The following is a 16,214-nucleotide window of genomic DNA, read 5'->3' as shown; positions in this document are numbered from 1 at the left end:
TGCGACCGGAAGAAATATTCCATCACACCTTTCAATGCGCGTGCGATTCCATTACTGTGGATTCGCGAAACGGCTCATGATCGCGATCTGCTTCAGGGAAACCGGCCTGCACGTGATCGGTGCCGCGCTCGATGTACGTCATTGCATCGCAGTGCGAATTAATTTGCGGCGGCAACGCGGCCTGTGGAATGGAGCAAAGATGCTTTCGTACTGATGCCTGGTTTAGCCGGCTCCGGCGGCGCGTGCCGCACGGGGCCGGCCGCCACCGCGTCAGTGCTGCTTGCGGGGTGTGGACGGGGCGTCGGGCGCGCGCGGCGCGCGCTCGTCTGACGGCTTCGACGGCTCGATACGGGTGCCGCCGCCGATCGCGGGCGGGTCGCTGGCCGGGAACGTCTCTTCGAGCCCTTCGTCGATGCGCTCCTCCGTCTTGTCGTCAGACGGTTTGCGCTGCGACGCGGACAGCGAAAACGAGCCCGTGGCCACCGAATCGTGCGCGCGGCTGCCGGTAGCGTGAACGGTCATGATCGAACCTCCTTGATCGGTGAATGGCGGTGCGCAAGCGGCGTATCCGTTGGCTGTCGCGGGTACTGCGGTTGCGCGCCGTCGGGAACGGCCGGCGGCGCGGTAAGCGTGCGCCGCCGGCAACGGAGAGAGGCAAGCGTGATGAAGACACCCAGAGAAAGTCTACGTTACGACGCGAACGTCTGCGGGGGTGATTTCGAACACAGGCGCGAGCGCTTCGCGGCCATCGTGCGCATGGGCGCAGCGCAGGTATGCCGCTTCCGACCACCGTGCGAAACCTGAAAGGAGGACTGCCATGGACATTCATGTGCAATCGCCAGACAAGCGCGCGATCGCGCAGGTGCTGGGCCGCTATTTCGAATCGCGCTCGCTGCGATATCACATCGAGGAACTGCAGGGCGGCGTGCTGCATATCGGTTTTCGTGCAAGCGGCCGGCCGGTCGCGGTGACCGTGTCGTTCGACGATGCCGCGTACGACGCGTACACGCACTGGGACGCGAGCCAGAAACAGTTCGCGCTCGGGCGGCTCGCGGACGGCTTCGCGCGAATGATGGCGAAGCGCAGCCCGGCAGCGCTTGCTGGCGACTATCACGTCGACCGCTTCTGACCCCGTCGAAGCCCGCTGATCCCCCTGATCCCCCTGATCCCGCGCGCCGCGCGGATCCGGCGCCGGCAGACCGCCGGCCTGCGTGATCGCCAGCCAAGTGCCCACGTGCAGCGGGCGCTTTGCGCACCGCGCGCGCGTCGCGTAGGATGTTCACTTATTCAGCGTATGCTGCGTTCGTAGCGCCCGCCACCCGCTCGTGCGGCAGGCAATGCGCGACGCAATCCCTCTGTCATCACGCAATCGACGGATGCTGCCTATGGTTTTCGCTCGCCTGTCGCAGTCCGCCGGCTCACGCCGGCTCGTATCGGGTCTGTCGACGGCCGCGGCGCTCGCGGCTGGTGGTGTTCAGCACGCGTCGGCCCAAACGCCGTCGCCGCTCGGCGAGTGGCAGTACTCGGCCGGCGTGCCCCTCGAAAAAATGTTCGACCCGAACCTGCCGACCTGGCAGGTCGCCGTCGGCGCGGGGATGACGCTGCAGCCACGCTACGCGGGCTCCGACCGCTACCGCGTGATGGGCGGGCCGAACCTCGACGTTCGCTATCGCGACCTGTTCTTCATCTCGACCGGCGAGGGCGTCGGCGCGAACGTGCTGCGCGGGCCGAACTGGCGCGTCAGCCTGTCCGTCGGCTACGACCTCGGGCGTCGCTCGGCGGACGATCTCGGCCACCTGAACGGCCTCGACAACATCAATGCGGCCCCCGTCCTCAAGCTGTCGGCCGATTACGTGATCTCGAAGGAATTCCCGCTCGTGCTGCGCGCGGACGTGCGGCGCAGCGTCGGCGGGTCGAACGGCTGGACCGGCGACCTGTCCGCATACATGCCGATGCCGGGCAGCAATGAGAACTTCTTCTGGTTCGCGGGGCCGACCGTGTCGTTCGCCGACGCGCGCTACATGAACAGCTGGTTCGGCGTCAGCGACGCCGCGGCTGCGCGCTCGGGGCTGCCGCGCTATTCGTCGGGGGCAGGGATCAAGTCGGTCGGCGCGGGCGTGACGATGGTCTGGTTCCTGAACAAGCACTGGTTCCTGACGGCGGACGGTGCAATCGAGCAGCTCGTCGGGCGCGCGTCGAGCAGCCCGGTCACGCAGCAGACGACGAACGGCGTGCTCGACCTGTCGGTCAATTACCAGTTCTGACGAGGTAACGGCAGGCGATGGAGATTCCTCCGGCCGAACTGCGACGGCCCTGAGTGAGGCATGGCAATGCGGGCGGCGCGCGGTTCATACATCGCGCACGCAGGGACGCGCAGCCCGACGCCTGTCGGTCACCGTTCCCGGCGTGACATTTGTTATGATTCGCACCTGTACAAACGTACAGTGACCAAGCTCCGTGACACCCGCTTCGCCGCCACCTCCGGCGTTCTACTACCTGACCAATTTCGAGCGGGCGCTTGCCTGGCTCGACGAGCGCTACGACGACGTGCTCGACGATAGCGAGCGGGCGTTTCTGCAGGCCTTTGCGTCGCTGCCGCAGGCGTCGCGCGCGCTGCTCGTGCGGATGCTGATGCGCAACGGGCCGGATTTTCGCGCGAGCAAGCTCCGGTACGACGAGATCGGCTGCGCGGTCGACGCGGCCGCGCCGCTCGTCGCGCTCGGCTGGGTCGATCCGGCGCCGCCGCTGACGCTCGACGAAGTGTTCTCGCTGTCCACCAAGGCCGAATTGCTGCAAATGTTCCCGGTGCTCGGCGCGCATGCGGGCGCGCGGAAGACCGAATGGCTCGACCTGCTGCGGCCCGCGCACGATGCCGCGCAGCCGTTCGATCGGTGGTTGCTGGGGGGCGGCGATCCGCCGAGCGACCATTCCGGGGCCGGCCATCCGTCAACCGGGGACCACGTGCTGCGCGTGACGGTCGGCGCGCTGTGCGACCGGTTACGGCTGATGTTCTTCGGCAACCTCTACCAGGACTGGAGCGAATTCGTGCTCGCCGATCTCGGCGTGTTCCAGTACGAAAGCGTGCCATTCGCGCCGTCGTCGCGTGCGTTCCAGCAGCGCGCCGACGTCGATACGTATCTCGCGCTGCATGCGTGCCGCGCCGCGCTCGATGCGTGGCCCGACGACGCGCCGTTCGACCCGCTCCTCGACCTGATCGATACGGTCGAATGCGTGCAGCCGTGGCTCGCGACGCGCCGCGCGAAGCTGCTGTTCACGCTCGGCCAGGCGTGTGAGCGTCGTCAAGCATGGCCGCTCGCGCTCGATGCGTATGCGCGCAGCGCGTGGCCCGGCAGCCGTCACCGGCGGATCCGCGTGCTCGAGCGCTGCGGTCGTGACGACGATGCGCTCGCGCTGGCGCTCGATGCGCGCGACGCATTCGAAAGCGACGAGGAGCGGCAGCGCGTCGAACGGATGCTGCCGCGCTTGCAGCGCCGCCTCGGCCGCGCGGTCGAGCGGGCTGCCGCCGCGCCGGACGTGCCGCGCGAAACGCTCGTGCTCGTGCGGCCCGACGCGTTCGAAAGCGTCGAATTCGCGGTGCGCGATCATCTCGCGCAACCCGGCGCGCCGGTCCATTATGTCGAGAACACGCTGATCAACTCGCTGTTCGGCCTGCTGTGCTGGGAACCCGTGTTCGCGGCCGTGCCGGGCGCGTTCTTCCATCCGTTCCAGCGCGGGCCGGCCGACCTGCATGCGCCCGATTTCGCCGCGCGCCGCGCGGACGCGTTCGACGCGTGTTTCGCGCATCTCGATTCGGGCGCGTATCGCGACACGATCCGGCACCATTACGCGACGAAGGCGGGCGTGCAATCGCCGTTCGTGTTCTGGGGCGTGCTCAGCCCGGAATTGCTCGAAGAGGCGCTCGCCTGCCTGCCGCCCGAGCATTTGCGTCTCTGGTTCGCGCGCCTCGTCGCGGACATTCGCAGCAATCGCTCGGGGCTCCCCGATCTCGTCCGGTTCTGGCCCGGCGAACGGCGCTACGAACTGATCGAGGTGAAAGGGCCCGGCGACCGGCTGCAGGACAACCAGACCCGCTGGCTCGGCTACTGCATCGCGCACGGGATGCCCGTGCGGGTCGTCGACGTCGAATGGGCGGGCGAAACCGTCGCGCACGCCGACGCGGCGGGGCTACCTGCATGAGCTATGTCGTCGCGGTGCGGGCGATGTGCGAATTCACCGCGCGGCGCGGCGATCTCGACCTGCGCTTCACGCCCGCGCCGACCGCGCTCGAGGGGATCGCCGGGCACGGCACGGTGACGTCGCGTCGCGGCGCGCGCTATGAAACCGAGATTGCGCTGGCGGGCACGTGGGGCATGCTCACGGTGCGCGGCCGCGCGGACGGCTACGATCCCGTGTCGAACCGGCTCGAGGAAATCAAGACCTACCGGGGCGACCTCGACGCGATGCCCGCGAACCACCGCGCGCTGCATTGGGCGCAGGCAAAGGTGTACGCGCATCTGCTGTGCGAGACGCGCGGGCTCGCGGAGATCACCGTTGCGCTCGTGTACTTCGAGATCGTGTCCGAACGCGAGACCGTGCTCGAGGAAACGCTGCCGGCGAGCGCGCTCGCGGCTTTCTTCGCCGAGCAGTGCGCGTGCTTCGTCGGCTGGGCCGAACGCGAAACCGCGCATCGCGACGCGCGCGACGCGGCGCTGCGCGCGCTGCAGTTTCCGCACGGGCAGTTCCGCAGCGGCCAGCGCGAACTGGCGGTTGCCGTGTATCGGGCCGCGCGCGACGAACGCTGCCTGCTCGCCCAGGCGCCGACCGGCATCGGCAAGACGCTCGGCACCGTGTTCCCTCTGCTGAAGGCCTGCGGCGAAGGCGAGCTCGACCGCATCTTTTTCCTGACCGCAAAGACCCCCGGCCGGGCGCTCGCGATCGACGCGGCGACGACGCTCGGCGCGGGCACGCCGGCGCTGCCGCTGCGCGTGCTCGAACTCGTCGCGCGCGACAAGGCGTGCGAGCACCCGGACAACGCGTGTCACGGCGAATCCTGCCCGCTCGCGCGCGGCTTCTACGACCGGCTCCCGGCAGCGCGCGACGCGGCGATCGACAAAGGGCGGCTCGACCGCGACACGGTGCGCGCGGCGGCGCTCGCGCACGACATCTGTCCGTACTACCTCGCGCAGGAACTCGCGCGCTGGTCCGACATGGTGATCGGCGACTACAACTACTATTACGACGGCAGCGCGCTGCTGCATGCGCTCGCGCAGCAGAACCAGTGGCGGGTCGGCGTGCTCGTCGACGAGGCGCACAACCTGCTCGACCGGGCGCGCAAGATGTACAGCGCGGCGCTCGACCCGTTCGATTTCGCGGCCGCGCGCGACGCGGCGCCGGCGGTGCTGCGCAAGGCGTTCGAGCGGCTCGGCCGCGCGTGGGGCGCGTTGAGCCGCGCGCAGGAGACGCGCTATGCCGCGTATCCGGATATTCCCGGTTCGGTCGTGTCGGCCGTGCAGAACCTCGTATCCGCGATCGGCGAGCATCTGGCCGATGCGCCGCGCGCGAACGGCGACGCGCTGCTGCGATTTCATTTCGACGCGATCCAGTTCGGCGCGCTCGCGGATGCGTTCGACGACGCGTCGATCTTCGACGTGACGCTGCACGGCGAGCCGCTGCCACGGCAGCCGGCGCTCGACGGTGTCGCGCCGGCCGGCCGCCGGCGCCGTGCGCAATCGACGCTCTGCGTGCGCAACGTGATCCCGGCCGGGTTCCTCGCGCCGCGCTATGCGGCCGCGCGCGCGACCGTGCTGTTTTCGGGGACGCTGAGTCCGTTCCCTTTCTATCGCGACACGCTCGGACTGCCCGAAGACACGGGCTGGCTCGACGTCGACGGGCCGTTCCGCGCGGAGCAGCTCAGCGTGCGGGTCGCGGCCCACGTATCGACGCGCTGGCGGGACCGCGACCGGTCGCTCGAGCCGATCGCCGACCTGATCGCTGCGCAGTACGCGGAGCGGCCCGGCAATTACCTGAGCTTCCTGAGCAGCTTCGATTACCTGCAGCGCGTCGTCGCACTGATGCACGCGCGTCACCCGGACGTGCCCGTATGGGCGCAGGCGCCCGGCATGGCCGAGGCCGAGCGCGACGCGTTCCTCGCGCGTTTCGATGCGGGCGGGCGCGGCGTCGGCTTTGCGGTGCTCGGCGGTGCGTTTTCGGAAGGGGTCGACCTGGCCGGCGAGCGGCTGATCGGCGCGTTCATCGCGACGCTCGGGCTGCCGCAGGTGAACGACGTGAACGAGCAGATGCGGCGTGCGATGGACGCGCGCTTCGGCAACGGCTACGACTACATCTACCTGTATCCGGGATTGCAGAAGGTCGTGCAGGCGGCAGGGCGCGTGATTCGCACCGAGGCAGACGAGGGCGTCGTGCACCTGATCGACGACCGCTATCGTCGCCGCGAAGTGCGTGCGCTGCTACCGCGCTGGTGGCGGATCGGCTGAATGCGATGAGCGGGCCGGCGACGCAGGACCCCGCGCGCAGCGTTCAGAGTACGTTCAGCATCGCGAGCGCCGTTTCCTGCAGATGCGGCAGCACACGCCGCACGGCGGCCTCGGTCGTTTCGGTGCCGATCGGCATGTTGGTGCTCAGCGCAGCGACGACTTCGCCGTGGCGGTTCTTCAGCGGCACTGCGATCCCGCGCACGCCGACCTGCAATTGCTGCTCGATCGCCGCGAACCCGTCGTCGCGGGCCCGGTCGATCTGTTCGAGCAGGCGGGCCTTGTTGGTGATCGTATGCGGGGTGAACGGCGGCAGTTCCGCGCCGTCGAGCCATACGCGGACTGCGTCGCGGTCAGGCTGGTGCGCGAGCAGTACGACGCCTGGCGAGGTCAGCGGCGCCGGCACGCGCGCGCCGAGCACGAAGCCCGTCGTCATCACGCGCGACACGCCGTTGCGCGCAATGAACACCAGTTCCCATTCGTCGAGCACGCTTACGTACGCGGATTCGTTCAGCGTCGCGCTCAGTTGCTGCAGATACGGCTGGACGGTGCGCGGCAGGCGCGCCGAGTCAAAATACGACCAGCCGACCCGCAGCACGCGTGGCGTGAGGCCGTACAGCTTGCCGTCCGTGTACACGTAGCCGAGCGATTCGAGCGTCAGCAGGTAGCGCCGCGCAGCGGTGCGCGTGAGACCCGTGCGCGCGGCGGCCTGGGTCGGCGTCATGCGCGCGTGCTGGCTGTCGAATGCCTCGAGGATCATCAGGCCTTTTTCGAGGCCGGCTATCCAGTCGCGCTTGTCGAGTTCGGCCTTTTTCATCTGGGCAAGATCGTCGAGGTGGCGCGGTGATCGCGCGGGAGTGGGCGATTATCGCGCGAATCGATCGGGAATTGATGGTCCGTCGAGTATGGCGGCTGCAAGGTTCGATCAGGAATCGTGTTCGCGGTCGATTTCCATATGCTCGTAGCACAAGGCGGCAACTTGCCAACGCCCGTCGTTGATCAGCCATAACTCGAGAAACTTGTAGCGCGCACGAATCATTCCGTTCTTTCGCATCGCACCGATGCCCGATACGGTTGCCCATTCTCCCTGTTCGGAGACGTGCCGGGTTTCGTCCTCGTATCTCATGCCCGACATGCGCGAAGCTTGCTCGGCCGCATGCGCTCGCATCCGGGCGAGTCGCTGTTGTTTCGTGATCATCGAGCCGCCATGTTTCACGAAGAATTGCGGGCTTTCCACGTAGTTCGTCAGTTCGAGGTCGCCATGGATGTATGCATCAATCCAGACATCGCGCATTTGCATCAGGTCGAATTTTGCTTTCATGGGTTCTTAAGTATCCTGTCGAATCGGAAGATATCGACGAATCGGAACTCGACGCATTTTCCGATTTGAATTTTCAGATGCGAGCGTCTTGTTCAGAATGAGAAGAGGGCACGCTAGAATCCCCGGCGCGGCGCACTTCAGCAATAGGACGAGTTTGATTTTGTTTTTCGCGGCGCCGTTTGAATCATCCAGATCATTCCGGCGGACGGCTAATCAGATCGGGCGTCGCTGGCTGCCTGCCCGACGACATCGATCGGCTCGTGCAGCGATGCATTTGGGCCGCTCGCCTGTATTGCCGGAAATAAAATTGCGCATTGAAGCAGTACAAGAACACCGGCGACGCATGCAAGAACACGGGGTCCTACTATGAAGGCCCGGCATTCCCCGATCGACTTGCGGCCAGCGTGCATCCGCTCGCGACGAAAGTCGAACTCGACTGGGAGCACGGCGACCTGCAGATGGTGACCGTCACGCTGAAAGGAACGTGGAACGAAGCCGAGGTGCGCAACGCGTTCGGACTGCCGCGCGCGGAAGGCAGCAAGCTCACCGAGGCGGAATTGCAGGCGCAGCGCGAGAACCTGATGGACACGAGCGTCCAGTATCCGTCAGGCCCGCTCGACGGCAGTCAGGCGCAGCGTCCGAGCAACCCGGTGCGTGGCACGACCGCGGTGATGCTCTACGGCTTCGACCACATGGGCGCGGGCGATGTCGATTGCGGGGAAGGAGAGTGACACCGGCGGCCGATCGAGGCCGCCAGTCGAATCGGGATGGCGGTAACAGCCCGGCGGCGGCGCGAACGTCACGTGCGCCGCCGCCGGCACGACATCATTCGCTGCTCGTCCACTCGACGTTCGCACCAACCGAACGCAGGTTCTCGACGAAATGCGGATGCGCGCGGCGGATCGGCAGCGCGTTCATGATTTCGGAGCGTCCCTCGATGCTCGCGGCGACCATCAGCAGCGCGATCGCGACGCGGATGATGTACGGGCTCTCGACGCGCGCGGGCGTGAGCTTCAGCCCGCCGAACGTGATCAGCCGATGCGGATCGGACAGCAGCACGTGCGCGCCGAACTTCGACAGTTCGCCTGACCAGCCGAGCGCGCCGTCGTAGACCTTGTTCCAGAACATCGCACTGCCTTCCGCCTGCACGCCGAGCGCGATGAAGATCGGCAGCAGGTCGACCGGCAGATACGGCCACGGCGCGGCTTCGACCTTGGTCAGGATGTTCTGCGTGAACGGCCGGCGCACACGCAGCGGGCCGTCGCGCTCGGCGCGCGACCAGCCGTCGCGGTGCGTGACGTGCACGCCGAATTTCGCGAACGTGCGGTCGATCAGCGGGAAATGCTCAGGCGACGAGTTGCGCACGACGATGTCGCCGCCGGTGATCGCACCGAGCGCGAGGAAGGTCGCGATCTCGTGGAAATCCTCCGCGAAGCGGAATTCGCCGCCGCCGAGCCTGGCGCCGCCGGTCACGCAGAGCCGCGACGTGCCGATGCCGTGGATCTCGACGCCGAGCATCGCGAGGAACTGCGAGAACTCCTGCACGTGCGGCTCGGACGCGGCGTTCATCAGCGTCGACGTGCCGGCCGCGGCGGTCGCGCACAGCGCGAAATTCTCGGTGGTCGTCACGGACGCATAGTCGAGCCAGTGATCGTTCGCCTTCAGCGGACCATCGGAGCGCACGATCAGCGAATCGGGCGTGCGCTCGATATGCGCGCCGAAACGCTCGAACACCTCGACGTGCGGATCGATCTCGCGCACGCCGAGCGTGCAACCCTTCACGTCGTTCTCGAGACGGGCGACGCCAAAGCGCGCGAGCAGCGGCGGGATCAGCATGATCGACGAGCGCATCGCCTCGGGCAGCCGGTGCACGGCCGGGTCAAACGTGGTGTTGCGGTGATGGAGCTCGAGGATGCCGGTCGCGAAATCGATCGACACGTCGCTGCCGAGCGTGCGGAAGATGTCGAGGATCTTGCGCACGTCGGTGATGTCCGGCACGCCGACGAGCCGCAGCGGCTGGTCGGTCAGCAGGGTGGCGCACAGGATCGGCAGCACGGCATTCTTGTTGGCGGACGGCGTGATGTCGCCGCGCAGCGGGTTGCCGCCGTGGACGATGAGATTCGACATGATATGGGGGCGTATCGGTGACTGACGTAGGCCCATATGATGCCATCGGTCGGCCGTGCCCGTGGAAAGTGTTGATGCGATGTCGGGAGATTGGAGCGCGGTTTGACAGTGTTTGACGTCGGCCCGGGACGGCTCGCTCGAGCATGACCGGCGTACCGGCCGCCGGTCATGCTCGGGCACCGGGCAATCAGTGCGCGGCCCGCATCCGCGCGGCGACGACGAGCGAGATCAGGCAGCCGGCCGCGAGGTAGCCCGCGACGAGATGCCATGAACCGCCGCCGAAATTGACGAGCGCGACCGCGATGAACGGCGTGAAGCCGCCGCCGACCACGCTCGCGAACTGGTAGCCGACCCCCGCGCCGCTATAGCGGTATTCGGCGCCGAACAGTTCGGTGAAGAGCGGCTGCTGGACGCTCACGACCATGTCGTGCGCGGCGTTCGCAAGCAGGATCGAGAAGATCACGATCCACGCAATCGAACGCGCTTCGAGCGCGACGAAGAACGGCACCGCGGACGCGAGGCCGATCAGCGCGCCGACCAGGTAGATGCGGCGCAGGCCGAAGCGGTCGGCGAGCCACGCGAAGCACGGGATCGTCACGCAGCTCACCGCGCCGACCAGCAGGCCGATGTTCAGGAACAGGTCGCGCGACATGCCGAGGTTGGTCGTCGAGTAGCTGAGCGCGAACGCGGTGACGATGTACATCGTGAACAGCTCGGCGAGACGCAGCGCGACGATCAGCAGGAATGCCTTCGGATGACGCGTCAGCGCTTCCAGCACGGGCAGGCGCAGCTTGCGGTTCGAGTGCTCGACCTTCTCGACGAACTCCTGCGATTCGTCCATGCTCTTGCGCACCCACAGGCCGATCAGCACCAGCACGATGCTGAACACGAACGGCAGGCGCCAGGCCCACGACTTGAACGCGGCCTCGCCGAGCGTGTGGTTCAGGATCGACACGATGCCGGTCGCGAGCACGAGCCCGACGCCGTAGCCGACCTGCACGCCGCTGCTGTAGAACGCCTTTTTCTTCTGCGGCGCGCTTTCGACGGCCATCAGTGCCGCGCCGCCCCATTCGCCTCCGACCGCGAAGCCCTGCAGCGCGCGCATCGCGACGAGCAGCACGGGCGCCCACCAGCCGATCGTCGCATAGGTCGGCAGCAGGCCGATCGCGACGGTCGACAATCCCATCAACATCACGGTCAGCACGAGCATCCGCTTGCGGCCGAGCCGGTCGCCGTAGTGGCCGAACACGACGCCGCCGAGCGGCCGGAACAGGAAGCCGACGCCGAACGTCGCGAACGCGGCCAGCGTGCCCATCGTCGCGCTGACCTGCGGGAAGAACGCGGAATTGAACACGAGCGCGGCGACGATCCCGTACAGCAGGAAGTCGTACCAGTCGACGACCGCGCCGACGAAGCTGCCGATCGCGGCCTTGCGGGCCTGGCTTTTCGCGCGAGCGATGCCGGCGGTGTCGAGGGTGTCGAAGGTGTCAAAAGCGGCGGGGGGCATGGCGAGGTCTCCTGGCACGGCGCATCATGGAATCGTGGCGGTGCCGCGTCCGATGCTGCATTGAAGGCGTTGGGTGAACGGAGCATAGGGCCCGCGCCGCGTTGCGGCAATCGGCCGATCGGCAAAAGTGCGCGATTATCGTTCAAATCCGTGCGCTGATCGAACGAATTGCGGGTTTGCACCAAGCCGGGCGGCCGGCTCGGTGCACTGGCATCCGTGACTGTCCGTTCGGCCGAGGTGTGCGGTCATGAACGGTTTGGTTAAAATCTGCACGATTAAAAAACGCAGCGCGGCGCGGGCAGGTTGTCCGTCGGCCGCGCGGCCGGGCCGCGATGCGGCACCGGCGCACTGTCATCGACCTGCTTGTCCCCGGAGACTGGAATGCTCGGCAATCATCCCCCCCTGTCCAGCGACACGCCGCCTGTCGACGATCCGGCCGCCAACCCGCTCGGGATGGCCGGCCTCGAGTTCGTCGAGTTCGCGGCGCCGGTGCCGGACGCGCTAGCGCAACGCTTCGAGCAGCTCGGCTTCAAGGCGATCGCGCGACACGTCAGCAAGGCCGTCACGCTGTACCGGCAAGGCCAGATGAATTTCCTGATCAACGCGGAGCCGGATTCGTTCGCCGCGCGCTATGCGGAAGAGTACGGGATGGGCGTCTGCGCGATCGGCCTGCGGGTCGGGAATGCGCGGCGCGCATTCGAGCGCGCGCTCGAACTCGGCGCGTGGGCGTTCGAGGGCGAGCGGCTCGGCGTCGGCGAGTTGCGGATTCCGGCGATCCAGGGCATCGGCGATTCGCACCTGTATTTCGTCGACCGCTGGCGGGGGCGCGGCGGCCAGCGCGGCGGCGTCGGCGACATCTCGATCTTCGACATCGACTTCCAGCCGATCGACGTCGCCACCGCGCATACCGATCTCGAATTCGAAGGCGTCGGGCTGCAGCAGGTCGACCACTTCACGCAGACGGTCGGCGCCGGGCGGATGCAGGAATGGCTGGATTTCTATCACGACCTGCTGTATTTCCGCGAAATCCACCAAATCGACGCGCACTGGCATGTATCGGAAGAGTCGCGCGTGATGGTGTCGCCGTGCGGCGCGGTGCGGATTCCCGTGTACGAGGAGGGCACGCGGCGAACCGAGCTGATGCACGCGTACCTGCCCGACCATCCGGGCGAGGGCGTCCAGCACGTCGCGCTCGCGACCGACGACATCCTGGCAAGCGTCGATGCGCTGCGCGAGAACGGCGTCGAATTCATCGAGCCGCCTGCGCGCTACTACGACGAGGTCGACGCGCGGCTGCCGGGCCACGGCCTCGACCTCGACGCACTGCGCCAGCGCGCGGTGCTGGTCGACGGCGAGACGGACGGCGACGGTCCGCCGCGGCTGTTTTTCCAGACTTTCGTCAAGCGGCGGCCGGGCGAGATCTTTTTCGAGATCGTCCAGCGCCACGGGCACCACGGGTTCGGCGAAGGGAACCTCGCCGCGCTCGCGCGGGCACGCGACGCCGGCTGACGGCAGCGCCACGCCTGCGCGCTCGGCCGCGTGTCGGCTGTCGCAGGGCTGGCGCGACGCCACTTGGGTTGCCCGGCGTTCAGCTGTCCGCGGCCGGCAGCCGGTTCGGCGCGGGATCGTTCGGCTGCTGCAGCGCGCACGACGTGCCGCCTGGCGTATACATCGACACGACGCAGCGGTTGCACGACGTGCAGCCCGACCGCTCGCTGCGGCCGTCGCGCAGCCGATTCACGAAGTCCGGCTCGAACACGAGCGCGCGCGCCATCGCCACCGCGTCGAAGCCGTCGTGCAGCGCGCGGGCGACGTTGTCGCGCGAGCGCACGCCACCGAGATACGCGAGCGGCATCCGGACCGCCGCGCGGACCTTGCGCGAGTGCTCGAGAAAATACAGCTCGCGAAATGCGCCCAGCTTCGGCTCGGTGAGCTTCTGCAGCGCCATCGCGGCGCGCACGATCGCGTTGTCGGCATTCGCGCGCGCGTCGCCGGGCAGCGGACTGCCGAACAGTTGCCATACCGATTCGACGTTCATCCCGCCGCTCAGCACGAGCAGTTGCGCGCCCTCGGCTTCGAGCCGCCGCGCGACGTCGCACGCGTCGTCGGCCGTGCCGCCGCCGCGCACGCCTTCGGTCACGCCGATCTTGCAGACCACCGCGAGATCCCGGCCTACCGCGTCGAGCACGCGCCGCAGCACCTCGACCGGAAACGCCGCGCGCCGCACAGCATCGCCGCCGTAAGCGTCGCGGCGGCGGTTGTAGAGCGGGGACAGGAACTGGCTCAGCAGGTAGCCGTGGCCCATGTGGATCTCGACCGCGTCGAAACCCGCATCGCGCGCGTGGCGGGCGGCCTGCGCGAACTCGGCCGCAACGGCTGTCATCTGGTCGCGCGTCATCGCCTGCTTCAGGAACCGGCCGCTCATCACGCCGACCTTGTTGAAGCCGCCCGACGCGCTGAGCGGCCGCCGCGTCGACAGCACGGGCAGGAACGTGAAGCAACCGCCGTGCGTGATCTGTGCGGACGCAGCTGCACCGTGGCGATGGACCGCGTCGGTCAGCGCGCGGAAATGCGTGACGGTTGGCGCGTCGAGCTGCGCCTGGTCGACGAACGTCCTGCCGTCGGGGCTCACCGCGCAATACGCGACGGTCGTGAGCGCCGCGCCGCCCTCGGCAATGCGTTCGTGAAACTGCACGAGTGCGCGCGACGGCACGCCGCCCGGCGTCATCCCTTCGTTGGTCGCGGATTTGATCACACGATTGCGCAGCGTCAGCGGACCGACGCGCAGCGGGCTGAAGGCGGTGGAAAGGTCGGCGGATGCCATGGCGGGACGATGGAAAGGATCGGACACGCGATGCATTGTGCGGCGCTGGCGGGAGCGCGCATCGTCCGGGTGGATGAGGGCGTGGGCACGTAGCGGGATGACGGTTCACTTGCTGCTTTGTCCGCGAGTCTCGCTGGTGACTCGAGAGGGTCAGATTGCCAGTCGTGCAGCGACGTCAACGGCCCATTGCGCGCATGCCAACCGGCGCCTTCGCGGCATCCGGCAGCGGCTTGCGCGCGTCGGCGGCTGCGGCCGGGCGACTGTATTCGGAATTAACAGCCCATTGCATGTATTTCGAAAAAACAAGCAATAGGTTGTATTGCGAAAATCCTGTCGACGCTCACGCGGCCCGCCGCCCGAGCGCCGGCACGAGCCGCGCCGTTTCCGGATCGTCGTCGCCGAGCGGGATGAACGCCATGATCTCCAGATCGTGCCCCGACAGCGCGGGCAGCCGGAACGGGCTCGACAGCACGTTCAGCCGTCGCACGCCGAGATCGCGCAGGATCTGCGAGCCGATGCCGGTCGCGCGCCCGTCGCGGCGTCCGCCGCCCGCCGGCGCGCGCGCGTGGTCGCTGCGCAGGTCGCAATCGAGCAGCACCGCGACCCCGCAGCCGGCCGCGTCGATCCGCTGCAGCGCCGCGTGCAGCGGCCACGAATGCGCGGACGGCTCGGCATCGAGCAGGTCGAGCAGCGAATGGCATTCGTGCACGCGCGTCAGCACGGGCGTCGCCGGATCGGGCTCGCCGCGCACGAGCGCGAGATGCGGCGTGCCGTGCACGGTGTCGCGATACTCGATCGCGCGGAAACGTCCCCACGGCGTGTGCAGCGGCCGCTCGCCAACGCGCTCGACGAGCGACTCGTGTTCGCGCCGGTAGTGGATCAGGTCGGCAATCGTGCCGATCTTCAGACCGTGATGGGCGGCGAACGCGCGCAGCTCGGGCAGCCGCGCCATCGTGCCGTCGTCGTTCATCACTTCACAGATCACCGCGGCCGGCGTGAGGTCCGCGAGCGCCGCGAGGTCGCAGCCGGCCTCGGTGTGCCCCGCGCGGACGAGCACGCCACCTGGCCGCGCGGCGATCGGGAACACGTGGCCGGGCTGCACGAGATCGTCGGGCCGCGCGCTGGCGCGCACGGCGGTGCGGATCGTATGCGCGCGGTCGGCGGCCGAGATGCCGGTCGTCACGCCGTCGGCCGCCTCGATGCTCACCGTGAACGCGGTGCCGAACGGCGTGCCGTTGTGATCGGCCATCGGCGGCAGCCGGAGCTGCGCGCAGCGTTCGGCGGTCAGCGTCAGGCAGATCAGGCCGCGCCCGAAACGCGCCATGAAGTTGATCGCGTCGGGTGTCACGTGGTCGGCCGCGATCACGAGGTCGCCTTCGTTCTCGCGATCCTCTTCGTCGACGAGCAGCACCATGCGGCCCGCGCGCAGTTCGTCGACGATCTCCCGGGTGCTCGCGAGCGTCATCGCGCCTCCGGTGCCGCGAACGCGCGGCGCAATGCGTCGGCTGCGAACGTCAGTGCGCGATCGGCGGCGTCAATCGCGCCGAGCATGCTCGCGAAGCCATGCAACTGACCGGGCCAGCGCACGAGCGTGACCGGTGTGCCGGCCTGTGCGACGCGCGCCGCATACGCTTCGGCTTCGTCGCGCAGCGGATCGAATTCGGCGCTGACGATCGTCGCGGGCGGCAGGCCGGCGAGATCGTGCGCGGCAATCGGGCTCGCGAGCGGCGATGCGCGGTCCGCATCGTCATCGAAATAGTGGCGCTTGAACCAGCGCATCATGTCCGCGGTGAGGAAGTAGCCGTTGCCGAGCGATTCGTATGACGGATGCTCGGTCGCGCAATCGACGACGGGGTACAGCAGCAGCTGATGCGCGATCCGGATGCCCGAGCCGCGCAGCTGCAGCGCGGCGACGGCGGCAAGATTGCCGCCCGCGCTGTCGCG

Annotated in this window: 14 protein-coding genes; 6 read left to right on the top strand and 8 right to left on the bottom strand. The window is 68.0% G+C overall.

Annotated elements, in window-relative coordinates:
- Window positions 1-270 precede the first annotated feature (270 nt).
- Window positions 271-522: a hypothetical protein gene (locus G3N94_RS25815; protein WP_205795380.1), complete on the bottom strand. Its 252-nt coding sequence runs from the start codon at window positions 520-522 to the stop codon at window positions 271-273.
- Between the two features lie 295 nt (window positions 523-817).
- Between G3N94_RS25815 and G3N94_RS25810 the strand changes: the two genes are divergently transcribed.
- From G3N94_RS25810 to G3N94_RS25795, 4 genes are all read left to right on the top strand, one after another.
- On the top strand, window positions 818-1,129 hold the full coding sequence (locus G3N94_RS25810) for a hypothetical protein (RefSeq protein ID WP_205795379.1): 312 nt from the start codon (window positions 818-820) through the stop codon (window positions 1,127-1,129).
- Between the two features lie 247 nt (window positions 1,130-1,376).
- Window positions 1,377-2,264 carry a MipA/OmpV family protein gene (locus tag G3N94_RS25805; protein WP_205795378.1) on the top strand — a complete coding sequence of 296 codons (888 nt, stop codon included), beginning with the start codon at window positions 1,377-1,379 and terminating at the stop codon, window positions 2,262-2,264.
- A 193-nt stretch (window positions 2,265-2,457) separates the two neighbouring features.
- A complete protein-coding gene (locus tag G3N94_RS25800; protein ID WP_205795377.1) occupies window positions 2,458-4,197 on the top strand; it encodes a VRR-NUC domain-containing protein in 1,740 nt (579 codons plus the stop codon).
- Window positions 4,194-6,494, top strand: a complete 2,301-nt coding sequence (locus tag G3N94_RS25795) for a helicase C-terminal domain-containing protein (RefSeq protein ID WP_205795376.1) — start codon at window positions 4,194-4,196, stop codon at window positions 6,492-6,494. Before G3N94_RS25800 ends, G3N94_RS25795 begins: the two co-directional genes overlap by 4 nt.
- Before the next feature lie 43 nt (window positions 6,495-6,537).
- Here the strand turns inward: G3N94_RS25795 and G3N94_RS25790 are convergent, their stop codons facing one another.
- Together G3N94_RS25790 and G3N94_RS25785 are read right to left on the bottom strand one after the other, a co-directional pair.
- Window positions 6,538-7,308, bottom strand: a complete 771-nt coding sequence (locus G3N94_RS25790) for an IclR family transcriptional regulator C-terminal domain-containing protein (RefSeq protein ID WP_205795375.1) — start codon at window positions 7,306-7,308, stop codon at window positions 6,538-6,540.
- A 108-nt stretch (window positions 7,309-7,416) separates the two neighbouring features.
- Entirely contained in the window at window positions 7,417-7,812 is a 396-nt protein-coding gene (locus G3N94_RS25785) for a DUF4440 domain-containing protein (RefSeq protein WP_205795374.1), read from the bottom strand.
- Window positions 7,813-8,126: 314 nt separating this feature from the next.
- Here G3N94_RS25785 and G3N94_RS25780 point away from each other — a divergent pair, with 314 nt between their 5' ends.
- A complete protein-coding gene (locus G3N94_RS25780; protein WP_241022072.1) occupies window positions 8,127-8,543 on the top strand; it encodes a hypothetical protein in 417 nt (138 codons plus the stop codon).
- Between the two features lie 94 nt (window positions 8,544-8,637).
- Here the strand turns inward: G3N94_RS25780 and G3N94_RS25775 are convergent, their stop codons facing one another.
- Together G3N94_RS25775 and shiA are read right to left on the bottom strand one after the other, a co-directional pair.
- Window positions 8,638-9,939 (bottom strand): UDP-N-acetylglucosamine 1-carboxyvinyltransferase, encoded by a 1,302-nt coding sequence (locus G3N94_RS25775; RefSeq protein WP_124597392.1) that lies wholly within the window; start codon window positions 9,937-9,939, stop codon window positions 8,638-8,640.
- Between the two features lie 187 nt (window positions 9,940-10,126).
- Window positions 10,127-11,446, bottom strand: coding sequence for a shikimate transporter (gene shiA / locus G3N94_RS25770; RefSeq protein WP_205795373.1), 1,320 nt, complete (start codon window positions 11,444-11,446; stop codon window positions 10,127-10,129).
- A 381-nt stretch (window positions 11,447-11,827) separates the two neighbouring features.
- Between shiA and G3N94_RS25765 the strand changes: the two genes are divergently transcribed.
- Window positions 11,828-12,955 (top strand): VOC family protein, encoded by a 1,128-nt coding sequence (locus G3N94_RS25765; RefSeq protein ID WP_205795372.1) that lies wholly within the window; start codon window positions 11,828-11,830, stop codon window positions 12,953-12,955.
- A 79-nt stretch (window positions 12,956-13,034) separates the two neighbouring features.
- Here the strand turns inward: G3N94_RS25765 and G3N94_RS25760 are convergent, their stop codons facing one another.
- The 3 genes from G3N94_RS25760 to G3N94_RS25750 all read right to left on the bottom strand — a co-directional run.
- Window positions 13,035-14,270 carry an NADH:flavin oxidoreductase gene (locus tag G3N94_RS25760; RefSeq protein WP_205795371.1) on the bottom strand — a complete coding sequence of 412 codons (1,236 nt, stop codon included), beginning with the start codon at window positions 14,268-14,270 and terminating at the stop codon, window positions 13,035-13,037.
- A gap of 340 nt (window positions 14,271-14,610) precedes the next feature.
- Window positions 14,611-15,735, bottom strand: a complete 1,125-nt coding sequence (ribBA, locus tag G3N94_RS25755; protein ID WP_205795370.1) for a bifunctional 3,4-dihydroxy-2-butanone-4-phosphate synthase/GTP cyclohydrolase II — start codon at window positions 15,733-15,735, stop codon at window positions 14,611-14,613.
- Window positions 15,732-16,214 (bottom strand): alpha/beta hydrolase (locus tag G3N94_RS25750; protein ID WP_205795369.1); only part of this gene is annotated, 483 nt, incomplete at its 5' end. The genes ribBA and G3N94_RS25750, both read right to left, overlap by 4 nt.

Source organism: Burkholderia sp. Ac-20353 (genome assembly GCF_017104785.1).
Classification (GTDB): Bacteria; Pseudomonadota; Gammaproteobacteria; order Burkholderiales; family Burkholderiaceae; genus Burkholderia.
This window is presented reverse-complemented; position numbering and strand designations above follow the sequence as displayed.

Excerpts from the sequence above, each read along its gene's own strand:
- G3N94_RS25765 (WP_205795372.1), top strand. The coding sequence starts at position 11,828 with ATGCTCGGCAATCATCCCCCCCTGTCCAGCGACACGCCGCCTGTCGAC.
- G3N94_RS25810 (WP_205795379.1), top strand. The coding sequence starts at position 818 with ATGGACATTCATGTGCAATCGCCAGACAAGCGCGCGATCGCGCAGGTG.
- G3N94_RS25790 (WP_205795375.1), bottom strand. The coding sequence starts at position 7,308 with ATGAAAAAGGCCGAACTCGACAAGCGCGACTGGATAGCCGGCCTCGAA.
- G3N94_RS25805 (WP_205795378.1), top strand. The coding sequence starts at position 1,377 with ATGCTGCCTATGGTTTTCGCTCGCCTGTCGCAGTCCGCCGGCTCACGC.
- G3N94_RS25775 (WP_124597392.1), bottom strand. The coding sequence starts at position 9,939 with ATGTCGAATCTCATCGTCCACGGCGGCAACCCGCTGCGCGGCGACATC.
- G3N94_RS25815 (WP_205795380.1), bottom strand. The coding sequence starts at position 522 with ATGACCGTTCACGCTACCGGCAGCCGCGCGCACGATTCGGTGGCCACG.
- shiA (WP_205795373.1), bottom strand. The coding sequence starts at position 11,446 with ATGCCCCCCGCCGCTTTTGACACCTTCGACACCCTCGACACCGCCGGC.
- G3N94_RS25785 (WP_205795374.1), bottom strand. The coding sequence starts at position 7,812 with ATGAAAGCAAAATTCGACCTGATGCAAATGCGCGATGTCTGGATTGAT.
- G3N94_RS25795 (WP_205795376.1), top strand. The coding sequence starts at position 4,194 with ATGAGCTATGTCGTCGCGGTGCGGGCGATGTGCGAATTCACCGCGCGG.
- ribBA (WP_205795370.1), bottom strand. The coding sequence starts at position 15,735 with ATGACGCTCGCGAGCACCCGGGAGATCGTCGACGAACTGCGCGCGGGC.
- G3N94_RS25760 (WP_205795371.1), bottom strand. The coding sequence starts at position 14,270 with ATGGCATCCGCCGACCTTTCCACCGCCTTCAGCCCGCTGCGCGTCGGT.